Raw genomic sequence first — 26,233 nt, 5'->3', positions numbered from 1 at the left:
CGGCGTCGCTCTTCGGACACCGTCACGACTTCGATGGTTTGGTTGTTCCTAGTCATACTCACAGTCTTATTCCTATCCGTAAGGATACAGCATCGACTGTGTCTGGTGAATCAAGGGGCTATCTCAGGCCGCCCTTGCGCGAGTACGCGCAAGGCTTCGAATCCCCCACGCAAGGCGCGCAGGCGCCTTGCTTCTCTCCGCCATGAAACAAAAACAAATGGCCACCCGAGGGTGGCCATTTGTTTTTGTATTCCTGGCGGAGAGAGGGGGATTCGAACCCCCGATAGGCTATGAACCTATACACGCTTTCCAGGCGTGCGACTTAAACCACTCATCCATCTCTCCTGATGGGGTCTCGTGTGTCCACGAAGCCGCCTATTATAACAAGGTTTCTCTGCTATACAAGACTGTTCTGGCAACAGTCACCACGTAAGCTCAGGCGTCCAGCCGCCGGCGCCAAGGCCGCAGCACCTGCCGCACCGGGTTCACCTGCGTCCCGACCTCGTCCTCCCCCACCAGCCCACGCCGCTTCAGGTGCCGCAGCGCCACCTGCACCGCCGACTTCGACAAGCCGGTCTTGAGCGCGATCGTCTGCAGGCTCGCCGGCACCTGGTCGCGGCCGAGCGCCTCCGCACTGTGGAGCAGATAGAGATAGACGACGAAGGCGGCAGGCCGCCGGTCATGGCCGACCAGGTCAGGCATCAAGACCTCGAACACATAGGCATCAAGCGAAGACTGTCGGGTAGTCATGAATACTATAGTCATTAAAACACACTCAGCCGCGAGTCTGCCACGATAATGCTCGCCACCACAACCACAAGAATCCACCATGATCACCCAACTGAAATTCGTCAGCATCCCGGTCTCGGACCAGGACCGCGCCCTCGCCTTCTACACCGACAAGCTGGGCTTCGAGATTTCGACCGACCAGCCGATGGGCCCGGGCAAGCGCTGGATCGAGCTGCGCATCGCCTCGTCCGGCACCCGCGTCGTGCTGTTCACGACGGATGGTCAGGAAGACCGCATCGGTACTTTCTTCAACGGCGCCTTCGCCTGCGACAACGTGGAAGCGACCTACCGCCAGCTGAGCCAGCGCGGCGTCGAATTCATCGAGCCGCCGACCGTGCAGCCGTGGGGCTCGTTCGCCAAGTTCAAGGACCCGGACGGCAATACCTTCGTGCTATCGTCTTCCTGATACAGCCGCGGACAGGAGAAGCACCATGGAAATGAAGAAGATCAACGCCGGCAAGCTGCGCGCCATCGGCTATGACGCGCGCGAACGCATCCTGCGCGTGGAATTCGACGACGGCAGCGCCATCGACTACGACGCCGTTGGCCTTGAAGTCTGGCGCAAGCTGTCGAGTTCCGGTTCTCCCTGGAGTTATTACCGCGACAACATCGAGGAAGAGTTCAGCGGCCGCCGCGGCCGCGCCGGCGTCGATCCGCACAAGAAGGCCCTCGACCGCGAGGCCTTGATGAAAGCCTTCGGCGGCAATCCGGACGACTCCTGAAAAAAAGCGCCGCCCTGTCGAAACAGGGCGGCGCTTTCAGGATCTTTCCGCGCCCGCCGGTTCAGGCGGACGCACCCGCCATCAGGCGGTTTCCTTCAGCTGTTCCAGGATCGCCGGATTTTCCAGCGTCGACACGTCCTGGGTAATGGTCTCGCCCTTGGCCAGCACGCGCAGCAGGCGGCGCATGATCTTGCCGGAGCGGGTCTTCGGCAGGTTGTCGCCGAAGCGGATTTCCTTCGGCTTGGCGATCGGGCCGATTTCCTTGCCCACCCAGTTGCGCAGCTCGGTCGCCAGCTTCTTGGCATCCTCGCCGCTCGGGCGCGCCTGCTTCAGCACCACGAAGGCGCAGATCGCCTCGCCGGTGGTGTCGTCAGGTTTACCCACCACCGCGGCTTCTGCCACCATCGGGTGCGCCACGAGCGCCGACTCGATTTCCATCGTGCCCATCCGGTGGCCCGACACGTTCAGCACGTCGTCGATACGGCCAGTGATGGTGAAGTAGCCTGTGTCCTTGTTGCGCACCGCGCCGTCCCCGGCCAGGTAGTACTTGCCGCCCAGTTCGTCAGGGAAGTAGCTGGTGCGGAAGCGGTCCGGGTTGTTCCAGATCGTGCGGATCATCGACGGCCACGGGCGCTTTACCACCAGGATGCCGCCCTGCCCGTTCGGCACGTCGTTGCCGGCTTCGTCCACGATCGCGGTCATGATGCCCGGCAGCGGCAGCGTGCACGAGCCCGGCACCAGCGGGGTCGCACCCGGCAGCGGGGTGATCATGTGGCCGCCGGTCTCGGTCTGCCAGAAGGTGTCGACGATCGGGCAGCGTTCCTGGCCGACGTTCTTGTAGTACCACATCCAGGCTTCCGGATTGATCGGCTCGCCGACCGAACCCAGCAGGCGAAGGCTCGACAGGTCGAAGTTCTTCGGATGCACCTTCTCGTCCACGTCCGAGGCCTTGATCAGCGAGCGGATCGCGGTCGGGGCGGTGTAGAAGATCGAGACCTTGTGCTTGGCGATGGTTTCCCAGAAGCGGCCGGCATGCGGGAAGGTCGGCACGCCTTCGAACACGATCTGGGTGGCGCCCACCGCGGTCGGGCCGTAGCAGATATAGGTGTGACCGGTGACCCAGCCGATGTCGGCGGTGCACCAGAACACATCGCTTGGCTTGATGTCGAAGGTCCACTTCATCGTCAGCGCGGCCCACAGCAGGAAGCCGCCGGTCGAGTGCTGGACGCCCTTCGGGGTGCCGGTCGAGCCCGAGGTGTAGAGGATGAACAGCGGATGCTCGGCATCCACCCATTCCGGCTCGCACTCGGCCGGCTGGCTGTCGACCAGCTCGTGCAGCCAGAGGTCGCGGCCTTCCTTGAAATTGATGTTGCCGCCGGTGCGCTTGTAGACGATGACGTCGCGGATGGTGTCGCAGCCGCCCATCGCCAGCGCCTCGTCGACGATGGCCTTCAGCGGCAGCGACTTGCCGCCGCGCTGCTGCTCGTCGGCGGTGATGACGGCCACGGCGCCGGCGTCGATGATGCGTTCCTGCAGCGACTTCGCCGAGAAGCCGCCGAACACCACCGAGTGAGTGGCGCCGATACGGGCGCAGGCCTGCATCGCGGTGATGCCTTCGATCGACATCGACATGTAGATGATGACGCGGTCGCCCTTCTTGATGCCGCGCGACTTCAGGGCGTTGGCGAATTTGCAGACGCGGGCGTAGAGCTCGCGGTAGCTGACGCGGGTGACCGTGCCGTCGTCCGCCTCGAAAATGATGGCGGTCTTGTCCGCGTTGCCGTTGGTCAGGTTGCGGTCGAGGCAGTTATAGGACGCGTTCAGCTGGCCGTCGGCGAACCACTTGTAGAACGGCGCATTCGATTCGTCGAGGGTACTGGTGAAGGGTTTCTGCCAGTCGATGTTCTCGCGCGCCAGGCGGGCCCAGAAGCCTTCGTAGTCGCTGGCGGCATCAAGGCACAGCTTTTCGTAGGCTTCCATGCCGGAAATGGCGGCCTTGGCGGCGAACTCGCTCGGCGGCGGGAACACACGGTTTTCCTGGAGGGTGAATTCTTCTTGCTGGGTCTCGTTCTCGGCCATGCTAGTCTCCATAGTTTAGTAAGTGTTTTACCGAACACCTTAGGGGCCCTCGCTTACTGAGCCCTTACATGGCTCCGCAAGCATGCCTTCTGCTGGAATGCCATTCTACCAACCTCGCCGCAAAGCGGCGAAGAACCCGCAAAGCCGTGCAAGCGGGTGTAGAATGCTCGGCTGTAATTTGTCCAGCATCCAGGAACCCAGATCCCGATGGCGCAGTTAATTCCCCCAAACGAAGCAAAAAAGCTCAGTCCGCTTAACAACCTGATTTTCGCCAGCCGCTGGCTGCAGTTGCCGCTGTACCTGGGCCTGATCCTGGCGCAGTGCGTCTATGTGTTCCACTTCTGGGTCGAGCTCAAGGACCTGATCGGCGCCGCATTAGGCAATGCCGCGTCGCTGGAGCACATCCTGGACGTCGTCACCGTCCCGGGCGCCGCGCGTCCGACCAAGCTGACCGAAACGACCATCATGCTGGTGGTGCTGGGCCTGATCGACGTGGTCATGATCTCGAACCTGCTCATCATGGTCATCGTCGGCGGCTACGAAACCTTCGTGTCGCGCATGCACCTCGAAGGCCACCCGGACCAGCCCGAATGGCTGTCCCACGTGAACGCCTCGGTACTCAAGACGAAACTGGCGATGGCGATCATCGGCATCTCGTCGATCCACCTGCTGAAGACCTTCATCAACGCGGCGAACTACAGCAACAACACGATGATGTTCCAGACCATCATCCACATCGCCTTCCTGCTGTCGGCGATGGCCATCGCCTACACCGACCGCATCGTCATGACCACGCATTCGAAACATTAATTACTCCTGATCGAGAAATCCATGGCAACCGTTATCACCCAGAGCGACCTCATCGAATCGGTCGCGGCAGCCCTCCAGTACATCAGCTACTACCACCCGGCCGACTATATCCAGCACCTGGCGCGCGCGTATGAGACCGAGCAAAGCCCGGCCGCGAAGGACGCGATCGCCCAGATCCTGACCAACTCGCGCATGTGCGCCGAGGGCAAGCGCCCGATCTGCCAGGACACCGGCATCGTCAACGTGTTCCTGAAGATCGGCATGGGCGTGCGCTTCGAAGGCTTCACCGGCACCGTCACCGACGCCGTCAACGAAGGCGTGCGCCGCGCCTACGCTTTCGAAGACAACAAGCTGCGCGCCTCGATCGTGGCCGACCCGCACTTCGAGCGCAAGAACACCAAGGACAACACCCCGGCCGTGGTCCACATGGAACTGGTCGAGGGCGACACCGTCGACGTGAAAGTGGCGGCCAAGGGTGGCGGCTCGGAGAACAAGACCAAGTTCGTGATGCTGAATCCGTCCGACTCGCTGGTCGACTGGGTCATGAAGACCGTGCCGCTGATGGGCGCCGGCTGGTGCCCGCCGGGCATGCTGGGCATCGGCATCGGCGGCACCGCCGAGAAGGCGATGCTGATGGCGAAAGAGTCGCTGATGGACGACATCGACATGTACGAGCTGAAGCAGCGCGGCCCGCAGAACAAGCTGGAAGAACTGCGCATCGAACTGTGCGACAAGATCAACGCGCTGGGCATCGGCGCCCAGGGCCTGGGCGGCCTGACCACCGTGCTGGACGTGAAGATCAACATGTACCCGACCCACGCGGCCTCCAAGCCGGTGGCGATGATCCCGAACTGCGCCGCCACCCGCCACGCCCACTTCGTGCTGGACGGCTCGGGCCCGGCTTACATCGAACCGCCGGCGCTGTCCACCTGGCCGGAAGTGCACTGGACCCCGGACACCGAGAAGTCCAAGCGCGTCGACCTGAACACCCTCACCAAAGAGGAAGTCGCCTCGTGGAAGCCGGGCCAGACCCTCTTACTCAACGGCAAGATGCTGACCGGCCGCGACGCCGCGCACAAGCGCATCCAGGACATGCTGTCCAAGGGCGAGCAGCTGCCGGTGGACTTCACCAACCGCGTGATCTACTACGTTGGCCCGGTCGACCCGGTGGGCGACGAGGTCGTCGGCCCGGCAGGTCCGACCACCGCGACCCGCATGGACAAGTTCACCGACATGATGCTGGAGAAGACCGGCCTGATCTCGATGATCGGCAAGGCCGAGCGCGGCCCGGCGGCAATCGAATCGATCCAGAAGCACAAGTCGGCCTACCTGATGGCGGTGGGCGGCTCGGCCTACCTGGTCTCCAAGGCGATCAAGTCCGCGAAAGTCGTTGGCTTCGAGGACCTGGGCATGGAAGCGATCTACGAATTCGACGTGACCGACATGCCGGTGACGGTGGCCGTCGATTCGACCGGCACCTCGGTGCACAACACCGGCCCGAAGGAATGGTCGGCCAAGATCGAGTCGCTGAAGGGCATCCCGGTCACCACCGCCTGATTGAATCGCGCGGGCGGATCGATCGATACGCCCGCGTTTTCAACCATGACCACACCCACGCTCTCCCCTGGCGCCCCGGTCGGCATCTTCGACTCGGGCGTCGGCGGCTTGTCGGTACTGCGCCACATCCAGGCGCAGCTGCCGCACGAACATCTCCTGTATTTCGCCGATTCCGGCTTTGCTCCCTACGGCGACAAGCCGGAAGACGTCGTCATCGAGCGCGTGCTCGGCATCGCCGCCTTCCTGGTGTCGCGTGGCGTCAAGGCGCTGGTGGTGGCCTGCAATACCGCCACCGTCGCCGCCGTACGCATCCTGCGCGAGCGCTATCCCGACATGCCGATCGTCGGCGTCGAGCCGGGCCTGAAACCCGGCGCGGCCAGCACCCGCAAGGGCACGGTCGGCGTGCTGGCTACCGAGCGCACCCTCGCCGGCGAAAAATTCCTGCTGCTGCGCGACCAGATCGTCGAAGCGACCGGCGCGCGCTTCCTCCTGCAAGCCTGCGTGGGCCTGGCCGACCAGATCGAGTTCGGCGAACCGGGCGCGCCGGCGCTGGACGCCATGCTGGAGCGCTACATCGCCCCGCTTCTGGTCCAGGGCGCCGACACCCTGGTGCTCGGCTGCACCCACTATCCGCTGGTGCAGGCCTCGATCGAGCGCGTGATCCGCCGGCATACCGATGCCGAGGTGACGCTGATCGACACCGGCGACGCCGTGGCGCGCCAGCTGGCGCGCCTGCTCGAGGCCGCGGAGCTGTTGCGCCCAGCCGGGGGCGAGGCAGCACACCTGGAAGGATTTACTAGCGCCAGCGGCACCGGCCTGGACGCCGCCTTCGCCAGCCTGCTGGGGCAAAATCCGCCCGTGCACGAGGTCGCGATCGGCGCCACGCTCTCGAACCCGGCAGGCACGCACATTTAGACTTGCCAGTTCGGGAAGCGCTTTGTATAATCTTGTTCTGTCTCGGAAACAGCGAGACAGTGAAGTAAGACAGTGGTGGCTGTAGCTCAGTTGGTAGAGTCCAGGATTGTGATTCCTGTCGTCGTGGGTTCGAGTCCCATCAGCCACCCCAAGAATTCATTTAGATTCAGGTAGTTAGGAGAATCTAGATTTTTCGGATAGTGAAATTTCCAACGGATTTATGGATTTTCCAACGTACCGAAAGTGAAAGCCACCCCTTGAGGTGGCTTTTTTGCTTTCTGAGATATTCGATCCCAACGCAACTCGCCCTGAGGTAATCCGCCTTGGAGATGGCGCCGCCAACTTCCTACGCCTATTGCCGGACCGGCTGCGGCAGACCTTTTAGTTTCTTGTAGCCATCTACCGAAGAGGCTAGCATAGAGTGGTTGAACGGATTTTCTGAAGGATTCGCATGCAAAAATTTAGGAATATCGCTGAGGGCTTCTTTATTTTGTTAGCCCTCGCAATTTTCTGTTGTTTCCTTGCCTATGCTTGGCCTGAGCAAAGGTTTGGACTTGCTGCTTGGGTACAAGCTGTGGGCTCTATCGCGGCAATCGGGGGCGTGTTTATGGTCGCAAATAATCAGCACCAGCACGAGCGCCGCTTAGAAGTTGAACGAAGGAATTCGGACGAGCGCAGGAAACTGGCAATTATCAAGGTAATCATGGCAAATATCCGAACCGAAGCCATAAAGGTGCGGACTACTCGCGACCATTGCGGAGCGACTTCGATCCCGTCCGACTTTACTGAAGGCCTGGGGAAGGCAAAAGAACTGCTTGTAGCGCTCCCCGCATTCGAATTCCCGCATGAGTATCTTGTTCTTCTTTCGTATGACATTCAGCAGTTTGCGACAGAGGCTGGTCGCCAGCTTGAAAAGGAACGAGCCGTAGTAGCTTCGCTAAACCGCGCCGAGCTGCTTGAGGGGATCAATCCTGATTTCTACCTTGGCCAGATCATCAGTACGGCGGACGTAGCGATACATGCATGCGACCGTGAGACTGCAAGCCGATCTGCGCCGACGTAGCGGTCGCGCTTTAGCGGGTCGGGCAATACTGTCGAGCGTGCCCTGTTAAACTTTCGCCTTCTGTACCATCACCGTCTAATCCCCCACATTTCTCGGCCCTGCTTTCGCCGCGGCCGCTGCGGAGTCACCGTGTTCATCAAACGCCAGCAGCACCCATCCATCGAGCAGATTCCCGAGGAGGGCCAACTAGAGCCGCACTTGGTGCACTACTTCAGCGACCGGGGCGACCCGTTCAAGTCGGTGCTACCCCTGCTCATCGAGGGCGCCGAGCAGGAGGAAGAGCGCGTTTTCATGGTCGAGTCGCCGCTCAGCGAGGTGGTCGACTTCACGATACAGCTCAACCGGCACCAGGACTTTCCGGATCGGCCGGTGATGGACGAGAAGCACCGCGCCTTCTTCGACGCGGTGAAGCGGGCGCTGCTTGAGGCAGCTGCCAAGGTCGACCAGATCGAATATGCCCGGCTGGATGAGCCGGACGAGGATGGTTGAGCAGGATCAAGGGCAGGACGCTGGCCCCTGCTATCCTGCCGCGATGCATAAGCGAACCGACCGCCTGACCGCGACCCTGGTCGACCTGGCTATCAACCTCTCCCGTTCCCACGGCGCGGCGGCCGGCGCCACCGTGCTGTTCCACCATGGGCTATCGCTCGAGCTCGCCCGCCGGGTGTTGCTCAGGCCGGTGGAACGTCGCGGGCAAGCAGCGCCTGCAGCTCCGCTTCCACCGCCCGCAGCCGCGCCAGCTCCTGCGCACTGATCAGCTGCACCGGCGAGTCGTCGCCCAGGCCGCGGTGGACGGTGGCCACGTGGGTGCTGCCCTGGTCGGTGTGGGCGTGGAGCTCGAGCTTGCTCATTGCGCGTTCACCGCCCGGCAGGCCTCGAAGCGCTCGACGACTCGCTCGTATCGCCGCACGAGTCCTGCAACGTCTGCGGCGTCGCCGAGAATCTCTGCAGCAACCTCGGGCACAATTGCCGGTCCTTCTCCGTCAGCTGCAGGTCCGGCGGCAGCGGATCGATCGCCGCCCTGGGTGGCGGCTGGTACGGCGGGGCAGCGCAGGCTGTCATCGCCAGAGCGCATACGGCGCTGAGCATTCGCAAGATTTTTTGCATGTTCCTCTTTCTGTCGTAGAGCGTCGACATCCTTGGCGCGCAGCTGCGCGCGCAGGTCCGACTCGGTTTTGCGGGCGGCGGCGGTATCGCGTTCGTGCTGGGCCCGACCAGCGGCCATAGCGGCAGCGTGGCCGGCGTGGTACTGCGCGGCGCCGTAGTGGCGCACGCCGAACCAGCCAGCCACCACCAGGGCCACTGCCAGCAGTACGACAGCCGCCAGTCGCTCCAGCGCCATCATGCGGGCACCTGAGCGGCTACGTCATACTGGCTCATCTTCCGGCCCTTCATCACCGCGATCAGCTTGTCGGCGTACGCCGGGTCGGTTGCATAGCCAGCGGCCGCCATGGCGCGCGCCCAGCCTTCGCCGGTAGTCTCGCGGAAGCACTTCGCATAGCGCGGGTTCGCTTTGAGGAAGCGCGCCCGGTCCATGACGCATTCGGCCCAACCGTCATAGGCGCGGAACTTGTCGACCACGAACACGCGCTGGCCCTTGATGACCTCGTGCGTGGGCACGTCAACGGTCTTACCCTTCCAGGCCTTGTCGGCCTTGATGCCGAACAGGTTGTTGCCGCGTACGCGCTCACCCCAGCCCGACTCGAGCGCGGCTTGGGCGATGGTGACGCTGGCCGGGATGCCGGTGGCGCGCTGGCATTCCTGCGCGCCGGGAAGCAGCAGGGCGATGAAGGAAGTCGGCGGCATCACAGCACCTCCTTTGCTTCCTTGACCATGTCCGCCAGATCCGCGTCCTTGCGCTTTTCGAGGTACTTGAACAGCGCGCGCACCAGTCCCCAGGCCGGCAGGCCGCAGGCGAATACCGCGCACAGCAGACCCACCAGGCCGATTGGATCGTTCGCCCAGTGCTGGATCCCGAGGTAGCGGACAAGCGCAGCGCCGCCGCCGATCGAGCCGACCAAGGTGCAGGCCAGGGCCACGCGCCATTCCTTCTCGTCCGTCGGGCGAGTCATGCTCATGACGACGAAGGCCGCCAGCGCGGCGCCGATCGCGCCCATGCCGGCCAAGCCGCCGATGATCTTCCAGCCAGCGGCTGCGCCGGCAGCGCCGGAAATTGGTTCGCTCATTTGATGTACTTTCATGATGTAGTGGTGTTCAGGGTGGTTGCCGCTTATGCCGGGAAGTAGGTCATGATCCCGTCGATGGTTTTCCCGGCCAGCTCGGAATTCGTGACAAGCGAGCCGTCCGCTTTCGTGAAGACCATGGAGTTGTCGCCAGCGTTGGCGATGATTGCGCTTATCGGGAAGCCGACGTCGCTAAACCCAAGCGAGAATCCGCGCAGCACCCGGCCACCTCTGTTCGCCATCGCGAACGGAAGGCCCGTCACCCGAGCGACGGCAGCTGAACCGTTGGGCGGATAGCTGACCCGCATCGACGCGGAAACTACGCTGGTTCTGGTGTAATCGCCGTACGATCCTGCGAGCGACAAGCCCGCGCCGCTACCGTCTTCCGGAGTCCATGTACCGCTCGGGTATTGAAGCGTCGGAAGGCTGTAGTTCACCGGTAGCTGCGCGAACTTCTGCACCGCAGTCGACGGGGTGAAGTTCGTATTCGTGCCGACGACGGCAGCTTTGCCGCCCTGGGATACCTCGAAAGTCGAGTAGCCGTTCCGCAGTTCGTAACCGAAGAATCCCGTTGTCACGTCGTTCTGCAGCTGGAAGCGGCCGCCGCTGTTCTTTAAGACAGAGCCGCTCGAATTGATCAGGTAGCCGACCGTCCCCACATGGTGAATGTCATAGCGGTTGTTATCCGGCGCGTACGAAGCGTCGGGGCTGTAGGTTCCAGGGTCGAGGTCTAGAATCGCGCTCGCATTTCCCGAAAACATGATGTTGCTGAAACTGCAGTTGCGGTGGTTTCCCCGGATAAGCGAAGTCGTAACGACTCCCGGGTGGTTCACAACGTGTCCATCCGACACCATGATGTTTGAAGCCCGCGAGAACTGCATGACGCCTTCGAAGGCGCCGCAGTTGACCGCGTAGAAGTTGCTGAACTGGACGGTGTGCTGTAGGCCGGTCGTGTCGGACAAATTGATCTGCCTGAACATCGTCAGGATGTCGCAGTTGTCCGCCTTGGTGTTCAGGAAGCGGACGCCATAGAACGGGGATGCGTTCACCCCATCCCGCAGGCAGCTCCAGGCAATGAAGCAGTTCGATGCGCTCGTGCCATCGATCAGAATGTCCTCGCCAGTTCCGTCCTCGATCTGCACGGCCTTGCCACCGTCATTCGGAGAACCGATGGTCACGAAGTCCTGGCCGCGCGCGCAATTCACGATCCGGCCGCCCAGCACTCGGATATGGTTTCCGGAGATAATGCCGATGCCGTTTTGCCCCGACCCGCCCGCGTAGATGCCGCTGCCGTCGATTAGCGGATTCTCGATCAGGACGTTGCTGCCCTCAATGATCAAGATTCCACCGATGGTCGTGTAATCGGCCAGCTTGATCGTCCCTTCGAATTTCATCCGCACGTTCGACCCAACCGTCAGGTAGTCGTCGATCAAGTACGGCGTCGAGCGATAGGGAATGAGGACGGTACCGCCGCCGCGCAGCGAGGCCGCATCGAGGGCGGCTTGGATCGCCTTCCTCCAGGACTCGAAGGTTGGCGTGTAGTGGCTATGACCATCGCCTGGGTCCTTCGCGCCAGCATTGAATAGCAGCGCTCCGAAATCCTGTGGCGTGAGCGGAGCCTCTCGAAGCTTGTCGAACACCGTACGCTTAAGCGCGTTGGCTCCAGCCTGGATGAAGCCAAGCAGCGCAGAACCAATCGCGTCCGCCAGAACCGTTAACTTCGCATACAAGCCAAGGGTAGGCTGAAGTGAGACGACGTTTGCCGCGCCGCTAATGTTGTCCACAGGCCATCCGGGCTGGGTGACGCCGAGCGAGCTTTTCAACAGGAACTTGTAGCTCTTTTCCGGGTCCAGCCACAGCACGCACGACCCGGTCGAATCGAGCGTGATGGTGGTCGGGTTGGCGATCGTCAGGTCCTGGTCCTGGTAAGTCGGCTCGGGTGTGGTGGTGCCCGCCAGGTAGGTGGTCAGTTTCCCGCCGGCGAGCGGCAGGCCGAGCGCGTTCGAGAACTGGATCCGGGGAATGGTCGCAATAACGCCAGTCATGGTTGCCTTCGGTTCTGCCCGGTCGGCGCCGGGCTTGGACATAAAAAAAGCCCGCCGGGTGAAAGGCGGGCCGTGGATGCTGCGGGTGCTGCTGTTATCGCGGAATCTGCTGCACTGGCAACGCCGGTGTCATCAGGGTGGAGCTGACATTTCCCCCCAGCACGCCGACGCGGTTCGACAGCAGCATGTTGCGACTGTTGATGCTCTGGATCAGCGGTGCGAGACTGTTGAGGGTGTGCGCGCCCTCCCCTCCGCGGGACAGCAGCATGTTGCCCATCTGGTCGCGCACGGCCTGCGGTAGCGCCACGCGGTTCCAGACATTCTTGGCGGATCCCAGCGCCGTCAGCAAGTTGCCGGTCTTGGCAGCGCCGACCGCGGCGCCCGCTTCCGTCAGGGCCGCCATGTCGAGGTCACCCATGCCGGCTTGCCGGGCTGCGGTCTGCGAGCCGGCGCCGACACTCTGCAGGCGCTTGAGCTGCGCTTCCTTGGCCACGCTCGAGGCGAACTGACGATAGGCGCGCTCGCTGCCGAAAATCGCCTGCAACTTTTCCTTGGTAGCCGGCTCCTTCCACATGTTCATGATGTTGGTCTGGCCGCCCTGGGTGCCGAGTTTCGCGCGCAGGCCTTCGAAAGCGCCGATGCGGAAGGCCTGCAGCTCGTTGTCGGACATTCCCCGCATCATGCTGAGGATGCTTCCCTCGTCGCGGTTGATCGCCATCTGGCCGGCTTTGCCCGCATCGATCAGCCGGGACGGCTCCGCGAAGGCCTCCCGGGCTTTCCGATACAGCGACTCGCCGGTCTGGCGGTTCGTCGTCGCGTCGTCCAGCGCACCGATCAGCCGCGTCTTCAGGGCCTGGTAGGCGAGCCCGACCGGGGTCAGCGTTCCATCCTGGTTCAGGGCCTTGCGGCTGGCCAGTACCTGGTCGATACCCTGCTTCACATGGTCGAGGTCGCCCATGTTCCAGCGGGACGGTGCCGAGCTGTCGAGCGTGAACGGCATCTGGCGCGCAGTGGCGATCTCGCGGCCGATCTTGGTCGCGCCCAGATCGTCGGCGGCCTTCACGATGTCGGCCAGGTCTGGGCTCGGGGTGATGTCCGTCTGCCGCAGCTGGTTGTACAGCGGCGTCGAATCACGCTGGCGGCGCGCGATCAGCGAATCCACCGTGGACGGCAAGCGCTGGCCTTGCGTGTCGAGCGCTTCCTCGGCGGCCGCACGCATGCGGTAGCCGACGCCGGCCGTGCGCCGGTGAAGCATGTTGTAGGCCTGTTCCTTCGTCCGGCCGGGGAGCGTCGCCAGGGTGTCGAGCAGCTGGTTCGTGTTGCGGCCGCCGGCGTCGGCCAGGACCGCTTCGTCGCCGAGCTTGGAAAAGCGAGCTGCCATCTGGCTCAACGGATTAATGTGGCCGCCGGTGGCCAGCGTACCGCGGGCGTCGCGCGAGAACGCTTCGGCGATCTTCTGTTTGGCGAAGTCAGCGGCACGGGTCTTAGAGAAGCGCTGCGCAATGTTGCCGGACACGGCGCCGGCCGTGGCGATCGCCGGGGTGCTGAGCCCGCCAGTGAGCGCACCCGTGCCCGCAGCCACAGCACCGTCGGCCAGCATACCGCCGAAAGTATCGGCATTCGACCCAGTAGCACCAGACACGCCGCCGTAAGCCGCGCCCGCGCCAGCGGCGAGGCCGGCGCGGGGCAGGATGCCGGCAACGCCTTTGGCGGCGGTCGCGGAGAGAGCTGCTTTTGGCAGCAGGCCACCGACCGGCAGGGTCGCCACGATGCCGCCGGCCACCTCGCCAGTCGCGTTCATCAGCGGGCTCGCGGCCTTGTATGGGGCGTTGGCCCGGGCTGCGTCTGCCTTACGCTCGTCCGCATCGTCGCCGACCCACCGGGCGAGCCGGCCCAGCGACGAATTCGGCGTCTTCCCAGGCAGGATATCGTCCATGGCAGCCAGCCCCTTGCCGAACAAGCGCTGCGCGCCGAACACGACATTGCTGAAGCCAAGGCCGGCGCCTGCCGCGGCGCCCTTGACGCCGTCGGTGAAGGTGTTGCCGACTGCTGCCGACGCGGGCGCGGTCGCGGGCACAGGGGGCTGGGCCGACCTCACGCGGCGCAGCTCAGCCGCCAGTGCGCGCGCAGCTGCAGTATCGCCAGCGGCGTCCGCCTTGACGAGTGCGGCACTCAGTTGTTCGATGGTCGCCATAGTTATTTGTACTTTTCAAGAAGTGCGTCGATGTTGAGCTCAGCTGCATCCGCCCCACCAGCATCGCCTTTAGGCGCCGCCCTGCCAGCTGCAATCTCGGCCGCCTTGATCACGCTGCTCAGTCGCGCCTGCTTGTCCTTGATCGTCGCGTCGGTGTCGCCGATCTGCGGGAAGTACGACTTCCGATAGCCTTCAAGCTGTTCGCGGGTGTAGGCGGCGCCGGTGCCGAGCGTCAGGGCAGCGTCGAGGATGTCCAGCTGGGCGGCCTCGACCCGCTGGCGCGCCGAGCTGGTCGCGGCACTGTTTGCCAGGGCTTCAGCCCCCACGACGCGAAGGCCGTTTGCCGCCAGCCCCGGTTTCGCAGCCCCTGGGTCGTCATTCAGCGCTGCGGCGAGCTGTTGTCGCGAGCTGGTGAGCCTGGTGAGCAAGGTGGCCGCCTTGCGTTCACCTTCGGTAGTCACCGCGTGCTTGTCAGCCGGCCCGCCTGCGATTGCAACCAGGTTTCCTTCTGGCGTCCAGCGGTATCCTGCGGGCGGCCTGCCCGCAGCATTCTGTTCGCGCGCACGGCGGTCTGCGGCGGCGCGGTCTGCGGCAGCGCGCCGGTCGGCCGCCACGCTGTCCGGGCTCTGCGTGTTCACGGCGGTGTGCAGTACCTTTGACTTCCCGGTAACCGGGTCGACTCCCAGGGTCTGTGTTGTGGCGCCAAGGTTGTTGGTACGCACGTTGTCGAGCTGCTTGTCCGCGTCGAGAATGGAGCGATAGGCCTGCTCAGCGTACATGCCGATCTTCGAGGGATCGGCCTGCGCGCCAGTTCGGTACCGCTCGACCATCTCGGCCGGCATGATCCCCTCCTGAGCCAAGTAGTCGAGCGTGCCCATTGCATTCTCGAGCGTCGGGTTCCTGACCACACCGGCGAAGGCCTGGCCGGCCATGGTCAGCTTTTCCTTCTTGACGCTCCATTCGCGTTGGTTCGCTTCGGACTCGATCTTCCGCCGGTTCCCGATGCTCGTTTCCAACTTGTCGGCCTCGTCGAAGAAGCCGCCGCTGCGCATCGCCTTGACGCGACCGTCATCGGTAGTGTCGCCAGGAAGGCCCTGCACGAGTTCGAGCAGCTTGTTCCCGCGCGCCTTCGTGCGCTGGTACTCGTCGAGCTTGGCCTGGCCGAGCTGGGTTTCCTGCTGCATGCCCTGCACGCGCAGCACCTGTGCCAAGGCGTTCACAGGAGAATCGATCTGGATCGGACGGATGCCGCCGATGATGCTTGGGTCGAGTGCCATTTATACAACTCCTTCCTTTTTCTTGAGCAGCTCGAGCAGCTGGTTCTGCTGCATTCCGTTGATGGCCGTACCGAGACCGTTGTTGATCGCGTTCGCCGTATTGACATAGCCTGACGCCCGCGCGTTGCCGGCGCCAGTGATGTTCTGGCCTGCTGTTGCAGAGTACGTGCCCAGAATATTGCCGGCGCTGTTCGCGTACTGCTGCCCAGCACCGCCTGCCGTGGTCGACGCGACCTGGCCGGAGCCGGCCAGCGACAGCAGCGGGTTCATCTTGTTGCTGCGGTTCGTGTTGAACCTGTCGAATGCCGACTGGTATTCCTGGGATGCGAGACCTTGCGAGAAGCGCGCCGTGTCCTTCAGCGCGGCGCCGGACAGCAGGCCGCCGCGCGCCGCGGCGCTACGCTCCAGCGCCTGCTGGCCCTGGTAGATGCGGAACTGGTGGCCCGGGTCGGCCTGGTAGTCGGCCATGCTGAAGTCGCGCATCAGCGAACCGTTGTCGGCGCCACCTGGGGACAGCCCGAGCAACTGCATCAGCCTGTTGCGCGAGGTATTGCCGGCGTCGATCGACGGCTGAAGCAGCTCGACATTCTTGTCGAACATCTTCTCCTGCAGGGCGAGTTGCTGCCCGCTGGTCCGTTCCGCTACCGCATTTGCGTCGGCGGCCGCCTGCTGCTGGGCCTTCGCCGCCTTGTTGCCGCCGATAATCGATGCACCAGCACCCACAATCGCGCTTCCGAGAAGTGCTGTTCCGGTTGCAACTGCCATTATTTTAACTCCTTGATGTATGAATGCTCGGACGGGCGGTACCCGCAGCGCTGGTAGATTTTCCCGACGCGCCATGCATCGACCGCATCGAGCGCGATCATCGTGAAGCTCTTGCAGCCCTGCGCCCGCGCCCATGCCTCGAGCTCGGCGAAAAGGCGAATGCCGACCTGGCCGCCACGGTGCTCGGGATCCAGCCACCAGAAAACTTCCTGGCCGGTCTTGTGGCTCGCATCGAAGTAGAACGGGTACGCCAGCGCGCCGGCGGCGCCGACCACCTGGCCGTCGATCTCCGCTACCAGGCAGACAGCGTTGTCGGTCATCAGCTGGTCGACGGTTCTGCGAAACGACTCCTCGTCGAACCGGGCGATATCGGCGTAGCCTGACGCGGCGAAGAACTTGCGCCCCATGCTGAGCAGCGCGCCGAGATCGCTGAGCGCGGCGCGCCGGATCATGGGTTCGTCTCGTACGCCGACACGACGATGTCGAGCGCGCCGGCGGCGTCGGCCAAACCGGCCAACACGCCGCCCGCCTCGAGCGTCTGCCCGATCGCACCGTGCACGACGCGGGTCTCGCCGGCGCCGACGCCCATGCCGAACGCAATGTTGCGCGCGGTTCCGCCGGCGGCCTGCACGGTCAGCGTCACGGTCCGGGCATTGCCGGTCTTGTTCGTGACCGAGCAGGCCGAGATCGTGGTCTTCGTGTTTGCCGGCGCCGTGTACAGCGCTGCCGAAGCGGCGCCGAGTTCAGCAACAGCGATTTGCTTTGGAAGTCTTTGCATTTAAACCACCTGGGTAATGATGCCGTTGGAGACAGTCACCGTCTTGCCGGTGAAGCTGCCCGTGAAATTCGCGCCCTTGTTCTCGGTGGCGATGGTGCCGAGGCCTGTGACCTGGTCGCGTTCGACCTGGATCCGGACAGCCTGGGCCATGGTCAGCCGGCCCTGCTGGTCGACCGTGAACCTGGCCACGTTTGCGGCGTTGCCGTAGGTGCCCGGCTCCACATTCGTATCCTTCAGCGAGAAGCGGTAGTCCACCAGCTGCAGACCAGCGCCGGGGCGGTAGTCAGGCTGCTGCTGCACCGGCGGCACGCTGTCGGCCGCCGGGCCGATCGGCTGCAGCAGGATCTCGGGCAGTGCGCCAGGCGCCGGCAGCGGCTGTTCGACGCTGGGCGGCATGCCGGCCGCATCGCCGGCCGCGACGGCCGCGAACACGTCGGCGCCGTTGTCGCCCAGCGCGCCGCCAACACGCGTGACCAGCACCTCGAGCATGCGCACCGCCTCCGGCGTCAGGGTGCCGTCCGCGTTCACGAAGCGGATGTGGGCGGGCCACAGGTTCAGGATGCTCATGCGATTCCTACTTCGCCGTCGACCACGGCACCGAACACTGCGAACTTGACCGGGTCCGTCATGCTGATCTCCCAGACACGGTTGCGGCCCGAGCCCAAGCGTGTGAAGCGTGCGCGCGCGCCGTACTGGCCGGTGCCGCCGACGGTCGCCGTGCGCTCCGGGCTCCAGGTGTGGCCGCCGTCGTTCGAGTAGCGCAACATCAGCAGCGGGTCGCTCCCCTGCCCCGTCGCGATCCCGACGCCGGTCTCCATGTCCACCTGCAGGGACTGGTAGAACACTCGCTGCTGCATGCTCTCGGCAGTCGTGGTGCGGCGCAGCCGCAGAATCGGCGCACCGTCATCGGTATAGGCATTGAGGTCGAGCGCGTACACGTTGCCGTTCTCAAAGTCGCCCACCAGGTGCTCGCCGTGCGCGAACACGCAGCAATTCGCGCGCCAGCGCGTCAGCACGCCGGTATCCGGGTTCCGCCATGCCCGCTCTTGCCACAGCTGGGTCGATGCATCGTAGTGCCAGGTTGCTCCGGCAGTCGGAAAGGTCAGAATGTAGAAGATGTGCCCTTCCTGCTGGTAGGTGAAGGCGATCGCGTCGGAGACCGTCTCGTAGCCGCCCAGGGCTTTCTCCATGGCGTGGGTGGAGATGCGCACCGGCGTGTAGCCATCGGCGCGCCACACAATGCCGGTGCCCTTGTCGTCGGCGCCGAGCCAGAACACGGTGTTATCGGCCTTGGCCACGGTGCCGGCCGCCGCGCAGCCGTGCTCGACGAAGACGTTGCCGGCGCGCTGGAAGGGAAAGTCGGCGTTGCCGGTGTTGATCCATACCTCTGCGGACAGCTCGCCGAATAGCCACACCTCGCGGTGGTCGCTGATGATGCCGATCGTGTTGTCGGGCGAGCCCTCCGCCGAGGCGAAGTCCAGCCCGTTCCAGCCGGCGCCGTCGTTCGGGCGCTCATTGATGTAGAACTTGCCGGTGCCGTCGCCGGCCACCAGGAAGAAGCCGTCCTGGTAGGTGGCACGGCGCACGCCCTTCGGGAATTCGGGATCGCTGATGTGGATAAGTTCGGCGGCGGCCACGTCGACCAGCCAGCCGGCCGCGCCGTCCACGATCAGGATCTGCTGGCCATTCGACGTGATCCCCACCTCGCCAGTGTAGGTGCCGAGCGTGCCCAGTGCGGTGAAGCTGAAGTCGGCCGCCACGCGGTAGACCGTATTGCCGGACACCCACCAGCTGTAGCCGCCCTCGCGGATCGCGCCGCGCACCGGACCGGTCGGGAAGCTTAGCTTGCGCACGGTGCCGGGCGTGCCGTACAGCGCCGCCGGCGCGCGCGGGCTGTTGTTGTCCAGCTCAATGTAGCAGTTCAGCGTGCGCTGGGCGTCGGCGTTCAGGCTGCGGGCCTGGTAGGACGGGCCGACGAAAGGCAGTTTCGTGCGCATGGATGGCTCGTTTCAAGAGTTATTCGTACCGGTAGACCCGGTTCCCCAGCAGCGGATACGGGGTCTCCAGTTGCGGGATCACCAGGTTGCTGCGCTTCAGGGTCTTGCGGGTCTGCGCCGCCAGGCGGACGATGTCGCCGCGCACCGGCATGGAGAACGTCGTCATCAGCCGCTCGGCCAGTGAGTAGCGCAGCGCGCCGTCGTAGATCGGCGGCAGGTTCAGCGGCTCGGCCAGGTCGGCCAGAGCGGCCAGCACGTAGGGCTCCTTCGGGACGAATGCCGGCAGCACCTGCCAGTCCGCGATCAGCTGGTTCAGCGCCGACAGCGCGTCGGCGGCGTCCTCGCCGGATGCCGCCTCGCCCGGCCCGATCACGCCCACGTCCTTCAGGGCCTGGTCGATGATCTCGCCGGCGGTGCTCATTCAGGCGCCTTGTCGTCCTGCGCCGCAGGCGCGCCGTCGCCCTTCGGCTTGTCGTCGGTTTCGGGCTGCTTCGCGCCCTTGCCCTTCGGCTTGTCGTCGGTTTCGGGCTCGCCGATCATCTTGAAGCCGGCCTTGCGCTTCGTCGCTTCTTCCTTGCCGTCGCTGACGATGATGTGCTCGGCGGCCTGGTCGCCGCCCTTGTACAGGGCCTTCGGGTATTCCTGGACTTCCATGTTCTTCTCCGGTAGTCCGCCCTGCTCACGGCAGGACGGACGGGTTGAGGGATTACTCGGTGATGCGCACCGAGTGGTCGGGGCGGACCGCCGCGAAGCCGTACAGCACGTCGATACGGGTCGATTCGGTGTCGGACTGGCCGTTGCCGAAGGTCATGACGCGCACCGAGAAGCCATTCACCGACGCGGTGTAGCCTTCGCACGAAGCCAGGATCGGCAGCGGCGCGAATGCGGCAGTGAAAGCGTCCTTGTGGAAGCCCAGCTGCTGGCGGTAAGCAGTCGAAGCCGAACCGACCAGCGACACGGGCTGGCCATTGGCCGGCAGAGCCGACACGTTGCCGACTTGCGCTGCGGTCGTGGCCTTCAGCTCCGGATAGATGCTGATTGCGCCGGTGGCGCCGCCAGCGGTGAAGTCGGCGGTAACCACGAATTGGCGGAGCTTGCCGTTCGAGACGCCCAGGATCGGGTGCACAGCGAACACGCCAGGGATCGTGAACACGGTTCCCTTCAGGATGGTCCAGCCGCCGGTCAGGTTGCCGATGTTCAGCGTGTTGCCGGTCTGGCCAGCGCCGTTCACGGTGAAACCAGTGGCGGTACCGTTGGCGAACACCGGCAGCGACTGGTTCTCGAACATGTCGAAGTTCTGCGCGCGGGTAATGTAGCCTTCCTTGAACGCCTTGTTGCCGGTGTCGGTCGGGTTCTGCTGGTTCTTGATCGCATCGGCCAGTTCGTTGCTCGCGTCGGAGCTGAGCAGTACGGTGCGATCGCCGCCCGGCGCGAGGAAGCGCTCGAGCGAGCTACGCGCCTGGCCGTAGGTCTTGAAGGTGTTCGGCAGGGTGCCGGGCGTGCCGACCACGTTCGGGGTGGCCAGCACGGCGCGCTGGATCAGGTCCGCCTGCACCACCGAGGCCAGCGAGTTCATCGCTGGCTTCAGGAAGCGGGTCTTGAAGTCGCTGATCGACAGCGCCTTCTCCTTGGCGGTGAAGGTCAGCGGCACGTGCTTCTGGGTGGCCAGCTGCAGGGTGACCTTCTCTTCTTTCTGGTTGGGCGCATCGCCGCCGCCGGCGAAGTTCGCGCCGTCGTAGACGGTCGGCACCGGCGGGACGCCGATATCGACCTTGTCGCCCTTGCGATAGCCGCTCGGCTGGGCCTTGAATTCTTCTTCACGGCCGCGGTTGATGTTGGAGAGGAAGTTTGCTTCCTCGGAAAGCATGGCCGCGGCTTCGCGGGCCAGCATCTGGTGGGTCAGGATCTGGTTTTGGGTAGGCATGATTCACATTCCTATTTGCGGTTTTTCATGTGCACACGCTCGTACCACTCGGCGTCGCTCATGCGCGACGTGTCGCCGACGTCGGTCGACGTGGCGGAGCCGATGGGTGCGATCGGTGCGGGTGCTTTGCTGACAGGTTTCGGCGCAGGAGCCTGGCTCAGCTTGAATTCCAGGCGGGTCAGCTCGCGCGCCATCTGCACAGGAGGAAGCGTCAGCAGGCGCGCGGTTTCGTCGAGGTCAGTGCCCAGGTGGTGGAGCAGCTTCGCTCCGGCATCGGACGAGGTGGCCAGCTCGAGGAGTTCCCGGCTGACGCCCAACATCTGAAGATTCGCGACGGACTGGTCGAAATCGGGGAACGCCGACTTGCCGTCGCTGTAGACCTTGTTGCACTGCTCGGTGAAGCGCTGCTCGGCCAGCATGCGGGTGGCTTCCTGCTGTGCCAGGGTGCGGATGTCGACCTGCGACGACGGATCGAATTCGTCGTCGGGCTGCGAGCCCGGCTGCTGGTACTGCGCGAGCTGCTGCTGGTAGCGCAGGGCCTGCTGCTGGGCCTCATCGGCACGGCGGCGTTCTTCGTGCCGCGCCCGGGTCAGCTCGTCGATGCGGGTCTGGAACCAGGGCGTGCGCTTCGGTTCCTGCTGCTCGCCTTGCTGGCCCTGCTCGCCCTGCTGTTGCGCTTCCTGCTGCTGTTGCTGCTCTTGCCCGGCGGTCGCGTCCGTGCGGTTTTGCTGCTCGACCTGGTGTGCACCCTGTTCGGCGTTGGGCGCCGGCGACGGGAGGCCGCTTTCGGTGGTGTCAGTGCTCATGGTTTCCCAAGTGGATTGAAGCCCCGTCGAGCCGGACGGGTACGGTACTGCCGGGTTACTGCGGTTCAGGCAAAGAAAAACCCGCGCTCGGCGGGTTCTCTTCGTATTGCTGTTGTGCTTCCGGTGGCGGAGGTGCTGCCGGTGGCGGGCCAGGCTCGCCATTTCCTTGCGTCAGCGGCGCCTCGTTGACCAGCTCGAGCCCGAAATCCTGCGCGATCACTTGCGCGATCTGCTGGGGCATCTGCGGGTAGATGATCTTCAGGCGCTCTGTCTCGGCGCGGTACTGGTCGAGGTACAGCTTCCGCTCATCCACTTCCCTTCCGTCGTGCAGCTGGTTGTACTGCTGGCCCAGCGCTTGCAGCTGGGCCTCGGTCTGCTCCAGCTTCTGCTGCAGCTGCTGCATTTCCGGCGTCGGCGCGTTCTTGTCCTTGATGTTCGGCGGCAGAGCCTTCTCGAAGCGCTCTGCCAGCTCCTCGGCCATCGGGAAGTCCGCGGCCTTCATCACCAGGTCACCCGCCACCTGCATCACCTGCGGGTTGCGGCCGGCCAGGTCGGTCAGGGCGTAGAACGCTTCCTGGCGGCGCGTGCTGTAGCTCGGGCCCGAACCGACTCGCACATCGTAGCGGCCGATCGACGGGTTGAAGATCCGCTTGATCTCGTTCGTCATCGGATCCTGCTCTTCGCGGTACGCGACCTTCATGGACGGGTCGATCTGCACCTCGTCGTCCTTGCCGTCCTCGCCCAGCATGCGGGCGATGCGCGGCGTGTCGTAGATCTTCGGGATCAGGTCGACCAGGATCTTGCCAGTGTAGCGGATCGCGCGCGCCACGTTGTCACGGAAGTGGAAGGTGGCCGTGTCGCCCTTCTGCTGCTGGGCCAGCTCCTGGCGGCCGGACGTCGCGTTGCCGCTGCGCCCGAGCGAGGAGTCGTACTGCCCGCTGGCCATCTTCAGTTCTTCGGCCGCTACCTGCATGCCGCTCATGTACATGGGCGCTGCGACGGGCGGCTGCTGGCGCACCGGCATCGGGATCGCGTTGCCGTCGCCGTCGAAGGCGTTGTATGGCAGGTACGGCTGGTTCGACTTGTTGATGTTGTTCCAGTATTCCTCGTAGCCCTCGATGGCCTCGGCCGGCGCCAGGTAGGGCTGTTTGCCCTGCAGCGCGCCGAACTCCACCCCGGCGCTGGTCCAGTAGTTGTACATGCGCTGGGCGTCCTTCATACCGCGCGTGTGCCCCTTGCGGTCGATCTCGCCGTCGATCTCGAGCTCCTCGCCCACGACCTTGACGATCGGGATGTAGCGTCCGGCCAGTTCACGGCTATCCAGCTGCTCGCCGTCGCCGCCCAGCTTGTACCAGGTCAGCTTCGCGCGCTTGACTGGCCGCTTGCGCAGATCGTTGCGCAGCTTGTAGCGGGCCTGGTCTTCGGGCGAGAGCTTCGACCACAGGACCGTGGCGCCGTCGTCGCCGACAATCAGCGTGTCTTCCTCGTCGGTGATCAGGAAGTACTCGCACTCGCGCACCGTATCCCGGGTCACCCAGCCAGCGCTGTCAAGCGCATCCCAGTCCGCCGGGTTGACGTTCGGATAGCGCCGCAGGAACTCGTCGCGCGGCACGTCGTTGAAGATCCAGCCCTCGCGCGCGTCGGAAGCGTCCGCCTCGTTGTGGTCGCCCAGGACCACGTTCAGCGGGTTCTTGATGCGACGGATGAAGATTTCCTGATCGAAGCTGTCGTCGCTCGCGTAGTCGGTGACCACGCGCCAGTAGCCCACGCCGGCGTCCACCTGGTGCTCGGTCGCGGTCTCGTAGGCCGAGTCGGCGTCGCTGTTCGCCTCGATGTGCCGGATGATCCCGTTCAGGATCTGCGCGGTCTTCTTGTCGGCGCCGCCGTCGACCGGGAACACCCGTACCGCAGGCTTGTTCTGGCGCGCCTCGTTCGTGATCTGGCGGTTGTGCTGCTTCGTCTTGTTGATCGTCAGGGCCGGGCGGGCGCCGTTCGGGTCGTTCATTCGCGCCTTCAGCAGCGCGGCGTCCCATTGGTAACCGTTGTCCGGGTCGGCGTTGGCGAACTTGTAGTCGGCCTTCCAGCGATCGCGCGCGTTCTGCTCGCGCTCGAGCGCGCTGGCCAGGCCCTTCTTGCAACGATCGATGATTTTTTGGTCTGCTTTTGGCATTTATCCCATCCAGCCGGTCGCGCCGGTGTTCAAAGCTGGTCGCAGTTTTGCGCCCAGGGCCTTTGGTTTCTTCTTGTCCCTGACCATGAAGGCCATCATCAGCGAGTCGGCCATGTTCGGCGACGGGATCTTCCTGGCGCGCATCTCGTCCTTGCTCACCAGCTGGATCATCTTCGAGCCCGCGGTGCGCTTCCGCTGCTGGCGTACCAGCTCGGTCTTGAGCTGCTGCAGGTCCTTGATGTTGCCGGACAGGCTGATCATGGTGGCGGGGTCGTGATACTCCCCCTTGACCACCGCTTCGTAGGTGCGGCGGAACCGGTCGGCCAGCAGCCACCAGCCCATGGCGCGCAGGTTACGGAAGACGTCCTCATTCTGGCGGTCGTCCTCATACTTGCCGGGCCAGGGCGAGTCGCCGGCGCCGAAGCCCTGCACGTCGACGTTGCGGCTGGCGATGCGTTCCTTCAGCCCGACCTTCACGCCGGCGCCGACGCCGATGTTGTCGTACACAATGATGTCGGCCCGGTAGTCGAAGGCGTCGTCGAAGGCGCGGGTGATCGCGTCGTCGATATCGCCCTCGGTCCAGCGCTTCACGTCCTCGACCAGCACGCCGTAGCGCTTCGTCACCGCCTTGGCGTCGCTGCCGCTGTCCGCCGGGTCAAAGCCCAGCACGCGGTCGCCGCGCGGCTTGAAGTTGAGCTTCTTGTGGGCGTCGATCGCGGCGTCGACCCATTCCGGCTCGATCACCGAGTCGGCGTAGTCGGCGTTGCACTCGCCTTCCCACACGTGCAGGTACTTCTTGAAGTTGGCCGCCTTGTCGCGCTCCATCTCGATGCGCAGCACGTCGGGGAACTTCGGGTTGTCCCGGTAGGACACCTTGCGCACGTAGGTGTAGTCGTCCTCATAGACGCCCGGCCGGCCAGCGGCGATCTCGGCGTTGATGTGGTCGATGTACGGCAGTACGAAGCGCGTGTAGGTCGGCGCGTCTACCTCGTTCGGGTTGAAGCTGATCCAGATCTCGGAGTCGGCCTCGCGGATCGTCGGGATCAGCACTTTCCAGCTGTTCTCGCTGACGTTTTCCGCCTCTTCCACCCAGACGACGTTGTAGCCGAACTTGGACTTGATCGAGGTGATGTTGCGCGCCAGGCCGACGAACTTCGCGCAGGATCCGTTGCGGCCGTAGATGCCGTCGTTCTGCACCTTGAAGAAGTCGCCCAGGCCCAGCTTCTCGATCTTCGCCTCGAGCACGGCCTTGCTGGATTCGTCGATCGAGTTCATGAACTCGCGCGCGCACAGCAGTTTCGTGCCGTACTGCCACATCATCCACACCAGGATCTCGGCGATTTCCTCGGTCTTGGCGCCGCCGCGGCCGCCGAATGGCACCTTGATCCGCTTCGGGTACAGCAGGAATTCAAAGGCCTCGAAGAGCTCGATCTCCAGCGGCTGCTCAAGTACGTTGCTCATGTCGGTCTAACAATCTTGAATACGGTGCCGCGCGCCGGGTTTGCCGGGCTGGCCTGCTCGGTGTCGCGCTTGTTCAGGTCCTCGATCGTTTCCTTGTTCGCCTTCAGCAGGTTCAGGCCGATCTCGCTGGCGTCGTTCGCCATCTTGGTCAGCGCGGCGATGTTCGTCAGCGCCTCGCGGCTCTTGTCGGTCAGCGGAGCCGCGTCGTCGATCTCGGCCGCCTTGTTGTGCGCGATGCCGGAGAGGCGGTGCGCGGTGGCGGCGCCGAAGCGCGCGGCGCCTGCCAGGTGCTCGCTGATCGCTTTCAGGTCGTCGGCGAGCGAACGTGCGGCTATTTGTTCGGAAATGTTCAGCTTGGAGAGCGCGCGCTCGGCTGCAACTATTTGATTTGCTGCGTCTTTTACGTTTTGGACCCGTTCAGAAAAACGGCCCGAAATCGTGGACTTGCTGACCCCGAACTCGCGCGCCAAGGCAGATGACGATTCTCCTTGCAGCAGCCGCTTACCGATCGCCTCCCATTGCGCTTCCGTCAATTTGGATTGGCGTCCCATGGCGGTCTACCCGTGCACTGTGCGCTTGAGCGCGTTTCGGTTCTGCTCTACCTGGACGAGGATCATCAGCCAGGCGCGTTCTGCTGCGATGCTCATGCGCATGGCGTACCTCATGAATAAAAAAGCCGCCGGCGCATCAGTGCGCGG

At 64.1% G+C, this 26,233-nt stretch carries 28 protein-coding genes and 2 tRNA genes; 8 read left to right on the top strand and 22 right to left on the bottom strand.

The features are described from left to right. Positions 1-254 precede the first annotated feature (254 nt). Positions 255-345 (bottom strand) — tRNA-Ser (locus tag FG94_RS24865). Between the two features lie 90 nt (positions 346-435). Further along, entirely contained in the window at positions 436-750 is a 315-nt protein-coding gene (locus tag FG94_RS24860; RefSeq protein ID WP_161784000.1) for a helix-turn-helix domain-containing protein, read from the bottom strand. A 79-nt stretch (positions 751-829) separates the two neighbouring features. On the opposite strand from FG94_RS24860, the gene FG94_RS24855 reads away from it, so the two are divergent. After that, on the top strand, positions 830-1,195 hold the full coding sequence (locus FG94_RS24855) for a VOC family protein (protein ID WP_036217294.1): 366 nt from the start codon (positions 830-832) through the stop codon (positions 1,193-1,195). Positions 1,196-1,220: 25 nt separating this feature from the next. Further along, on the top strand, positions 1,221-1,511 hold the full coding sequence (locus FG94_RS24850) for a KTSC domain-containing protein (RefSeq protein ID WP_036217292.1): 291 nt from the start codon (positions 1,221-1,223) through the stop codon (positions 1,509-1,511). An 81-nt stretch (positions 1,512-1,592) separates the two neighbouring features. Here the strand turns inward: FG94_RS24850 and acs are convergent, their stop codons facing one another. Next, the gene (acs, locus tag FG94_RS24845) at positions 1,593-3,590 is read right to left on the bottom strand and encodes an acetate--CoA ligase (RefSeq protein ID WP_036217290.1); all 1,998 of its coding nucleotides are present in this window, start codon (positions 3,588-3,590) and stop codon (positions 1,593-1,595) included. Positions 3,591-3,797: 207 nt separating this feature from the next. Between acs and FG94_RS24840 the strand changes: the two genes are divergently transcribed. The 6 genes from FG94_RS24840 to FG94_RS24815 all read left to right on the top strand — a co-directional run bounded on the left by FG94_RS24840 (position 3,798) and on the right by FG94_RS24815 (position 8,424). Next, on the top strand, positions 3,798-4,400 hold the full coding sequence (locus FG94_RS24840; protein WP_027866879.1) for a TIGR00645 family protein: 603 nt from the start codon (positions 3,798-3,800) through the stop codon (positions 4,398-4,400). Positions 4,401-4,421: 21 nt separating this feature from the next. Then, complete coding sequence (locus FG94_RS24835; protein ID WP_036217288.1) at positions 4,422-5,957, top strand: fumarate hydratase; 1,536 nt, start codon at positions 4,422-4,424, stop codon at positions 5,955-5,957. Positions 5,958-6,002: 45 nt separating this feature from the next. Beyond that, entirely contained in the window at positions 6,003-6,872 is an 870-nt protein-coding gene (gene murI, locus FG94_RS24830) for a glutamate racemase (RefSeq protein ID WP_036217286.1), read from the top strand. A gap of 75 nt (positions 6,873-6,947) precedes the next feature. Beyond that, a tRNA-His gene (locus FG94_RS24825) sits at positions 6,948-7,023 on the top strand. A 300-nt stretch (positions 7,024-7,323) separates the two neighbouring features. Then, the gene (locus FG94_RS24820) at positions 7,324-7,935 is read left to right on the top strand and encodes a hypothetical protein (RefSeq protein ID WP_036217284.1); all 612 of its coding nucleotides are present in this window, start codon (positions 7,324-7,326) and stop codon (positions 7,933-7,935) included. A gap of 129 nt (positions 7,936-8,064) precedes the next feature. Then, positions 8,065-8,424 (top strand): hypothetical protein, encoded by a 360-nt coding sequence (locus FG94_RS24815; RefSeq protein ID WP_036217283.1) that lies wholly within the window; start codon positions 8,065-8,067, stop codon positions 8,422-8,424. Positions 8,425-8,606: 182 nt separating this feature from the next. On the opposite strand, the gene FG94_RS24810 is transcribed toward FG94_RS24815, so the two are convergent. Genes FG94_RS24810 through FG94_RS24720 form a run of 19 tightly spaced genes read right to left on the bottom strand, consistent with a single transcriptional unit; the run spans position 8,607 to position 26,086 of the window. Next, positions 8,607-8,786, bottom strand: a complete 180-nt coding sequence (locus FG94_RS24810) for a hypothetical protein (RefSeq protein ID WP_036217281.1) — start codon at positions 8,784-8,786, stop codon at positions 8,607-8,609. Then, the gene (locus tag FG94_RS24805) at positions 8,783-9,280 is read right to left on the bottom strand and encodes a hypothetical protein (protein ID WP_036217280.1); all 498 of its coding nucleotides are present in this window, start codon (positions 9,278-9,280) and stop codon (positions 8,783-8,785) included. Before FG94_RS24805 ends, FG94_RS24810 begins: the two co-directional genes overlap by 4 nt. After that, positions 9,277-9,741, bottom strand: coding sequence for a glycoside hydrolase family 73 protein (locus tag FG94_RS24800; protein ID WP_036217278.1), 465 nt, complete (start codon positions 9,739-9,741; stop codon positions 9,277-9,279). The genes FG94_RS24805 and FG94_RS24800 overlap by 4 nt, the downstream gene beginning before the upstream one ends. Then, positions 9,741-10,121: a hypothetical protein gene (locus FG94_RS24795; RefSeq protein WP_036217276.1), complete on the bottom strand. Its 381-nt coding sequence runs from the start codon at positions 10,119-10,121 to the stop codon at positions 9,741-9,743. The genes FG94_RS24800 and FG94_RS24795 overlap by 1 nt, the downstream gene beginning before the upstream one ends. Positions 10,122-10,165: 44 nt before the next feature. Next, positions 10,166-12,205 (bottom strand): hypothetical protein, encoded by a 2,040-nt coding sequence (locus tag FG94_RS24790; RefSeq protein ID WP_152571125.1) that lies wholly within the window; start codon positions 12,203-12,205, stop codon positions 10,166-10,168. A 52-nt stretch (positions 12,206-12,257) separates the two neighbouring features. Beyond that, positions 12,258-14,357, bottom strand: a complete 2,100-nt coding sequence (locus tag FG94_RS24785) for a hypothetical protein (protein WP_036217271.1) — start codon at positions 14,355-14,357, stop codon at positions 12,258-12,260. A 2-nt stretch (positions 14,358-14,359) separates the two neighbouring features. Beyond that, positions 14,360-15,634 carry a hypothetical protein gene (locus FG94_RS24780; RefSeq protein ID WP_036217268.1) on the bottom strand — a complete coding sequence of 425 codons (1,275 nt, stop codon included), beginning with the start codon at positions 15,632-15,634 and terminating at the stop codon, positions 14,360-14,362. Then, entirely contained in the window at positions 15,635-16,399 is a 765-nt protein-coding gene (locus tag FG94_RS24775) for a hypothetical protein (RefSeq protein ID WP_152571124.1), read from the bottom strand. It lies immediately after the preceding gene. Next, positions 16,399-16,851 (bottom strand): GNAT family N-acetyltransferase, encoded by a 453-nt coding sequence (locus tag FG94_RS24770; RefSeq protein WP_051997076.1) that lies wholly within the window; start codon positions 16,849-16,851, stop codon positions 16,399-16,401. Before FG94_RS24770 ends, FG94_RS24775 begins: the two co-directional genes overlap by 1 nt. Next, on the bottom strand, positions 16,848-17,177 hold the full coding sequence (locus FG94_RS24765; protein WP_036217262.1) for a hypothetical protein: 330 nt from the start codon (positions 17,175-17,177) through the stop codon (positions 16,848-16,850). Before FG94_RS24765 ends, FG94_RS24770 begins: the two co-directional genes overlap by 4 nt. Beyond that, positions 17,178-17,744: a hypothetical protein gene (locus FG94_RS24760; protein ID WP_036217259.1), complete on the bottom strand. Its 567-nt coding sequence runs from the start codon at positions 17,742-17,744 to the stop codon at positions 17,178-17,180. It lies immediately after the preceding gene. Continuing rightward, complete coding sequence (locus FG94_RS24755) at positions 17,741-19,174, bottom strand: packaged DNA stabilization protein (RefSeq protein ID WP_036217256.1); 1,434 nt, start codon at positions 19,172-19,174, stop codon at positions 17,741-17,743. Before FG94_RS24755 ends, FG94_RS24760 begins: the two co-directional genes overlap by 4 nt. A gap of 19 nt (positions 19,175-19,193) precedes the next feature. Then, positions 19,194-19,595 carry a hypothetical protein gene (locus FG94_RS24750; RefSeq protein WP_036217254.1) on the bottom strand — a complete coding sequence of 134 codons (402 nt, stop codon included), beginning with the start codon at positions 19,593-19,595 and terminating at the stop codon, positions 19,194-19,196. Continuing rightward, on the bottom strand, positions 19,592-19,828 hold the full coding sequence (locus FG94_RS24745) for a hypothetical protein (RefSeq protein ID WP_036217251.1): 237 nt from the start codon (positions 19,826-19,828) through the stop codon (positions 19,592-19,594). The genes FG94_RS24750 and FG94_RS24745 overlap by 4 nt, the downstream gene beginning before the upstream one ends. 52 nt (positions 19,829-19,880) lie before the next feature. Further along, a complete protein-coding gene (locus FG94_RS24740) occupies positions 19,881-21,098 on the bottom strand; it encodes a P22 phage major capsid protein family protein (protein WP_036217249.1) in 1,218 nt (405 codons plus the stop codon). An 11-nt stretch (positions 21,099-21,109) separates the two neighbouring features. After that, positions 21,110-21,904 (bottom strand): hypothetical protein, encoded by a 795-nt coding sequence (locus tag FG94_RS24735; protein ID WP_036217247.1) that lies wholly within the window; start codon positions 21,902-21,904, stop codon positions 21,110-21,112. 55 nt (positions 21,905-21,959) lie between these two features. Continuing rightward, positions 21,960-24,074, bottom strand: a complete 2,115-nt coding sequence (locus tag FG94_RS24730) for a portal protein (RefSeq protein ID WP_036217246.1) — start codon at positions 24,072-24,074, stop codon at positions 21,960-21,962. After that, positions 24,075-25,535, bottom strand: coding sequence for a PBSX family phage terminase large subunit (locus FG94_RS24725; RefSeq protein WP_081926194.1), 1,461 nt, complete (start codon positions 25,533-25,535; stop codon positions 24,075-24,077). It abuts the gene before it with no gap. Then, a complete protein-coding gene (locus tag FG94_RS24720) occupies positions 25,532-26,086 on the bottom strand; it encodes a helix-turn-helix domain-containing protein (protein WP_051997075.1) in 555 nt (184 codons plus the stop codon). Before FG94_RS24720 ends, FG94_RS24725 begins: the two co-directional genes overlap by 4 nt. Positions 26,087-26,233 lie beyond the last annotated feature (147 nt).

The organism is Massilia sp. LC238 (assembly GCF_000735635.1).
Classification (GTDB): Bacteria; Pseudomonadota; Gammaproteobacteria; order Burkholderiales; family Burkholderiaceae_D; genus Telluria; species Telluria varians.
The sequence above is the reverse complement of the archived record's forward strand: the minus strand, read 5'-3'. Positions and strand labels throughout refer to the sequence as shown.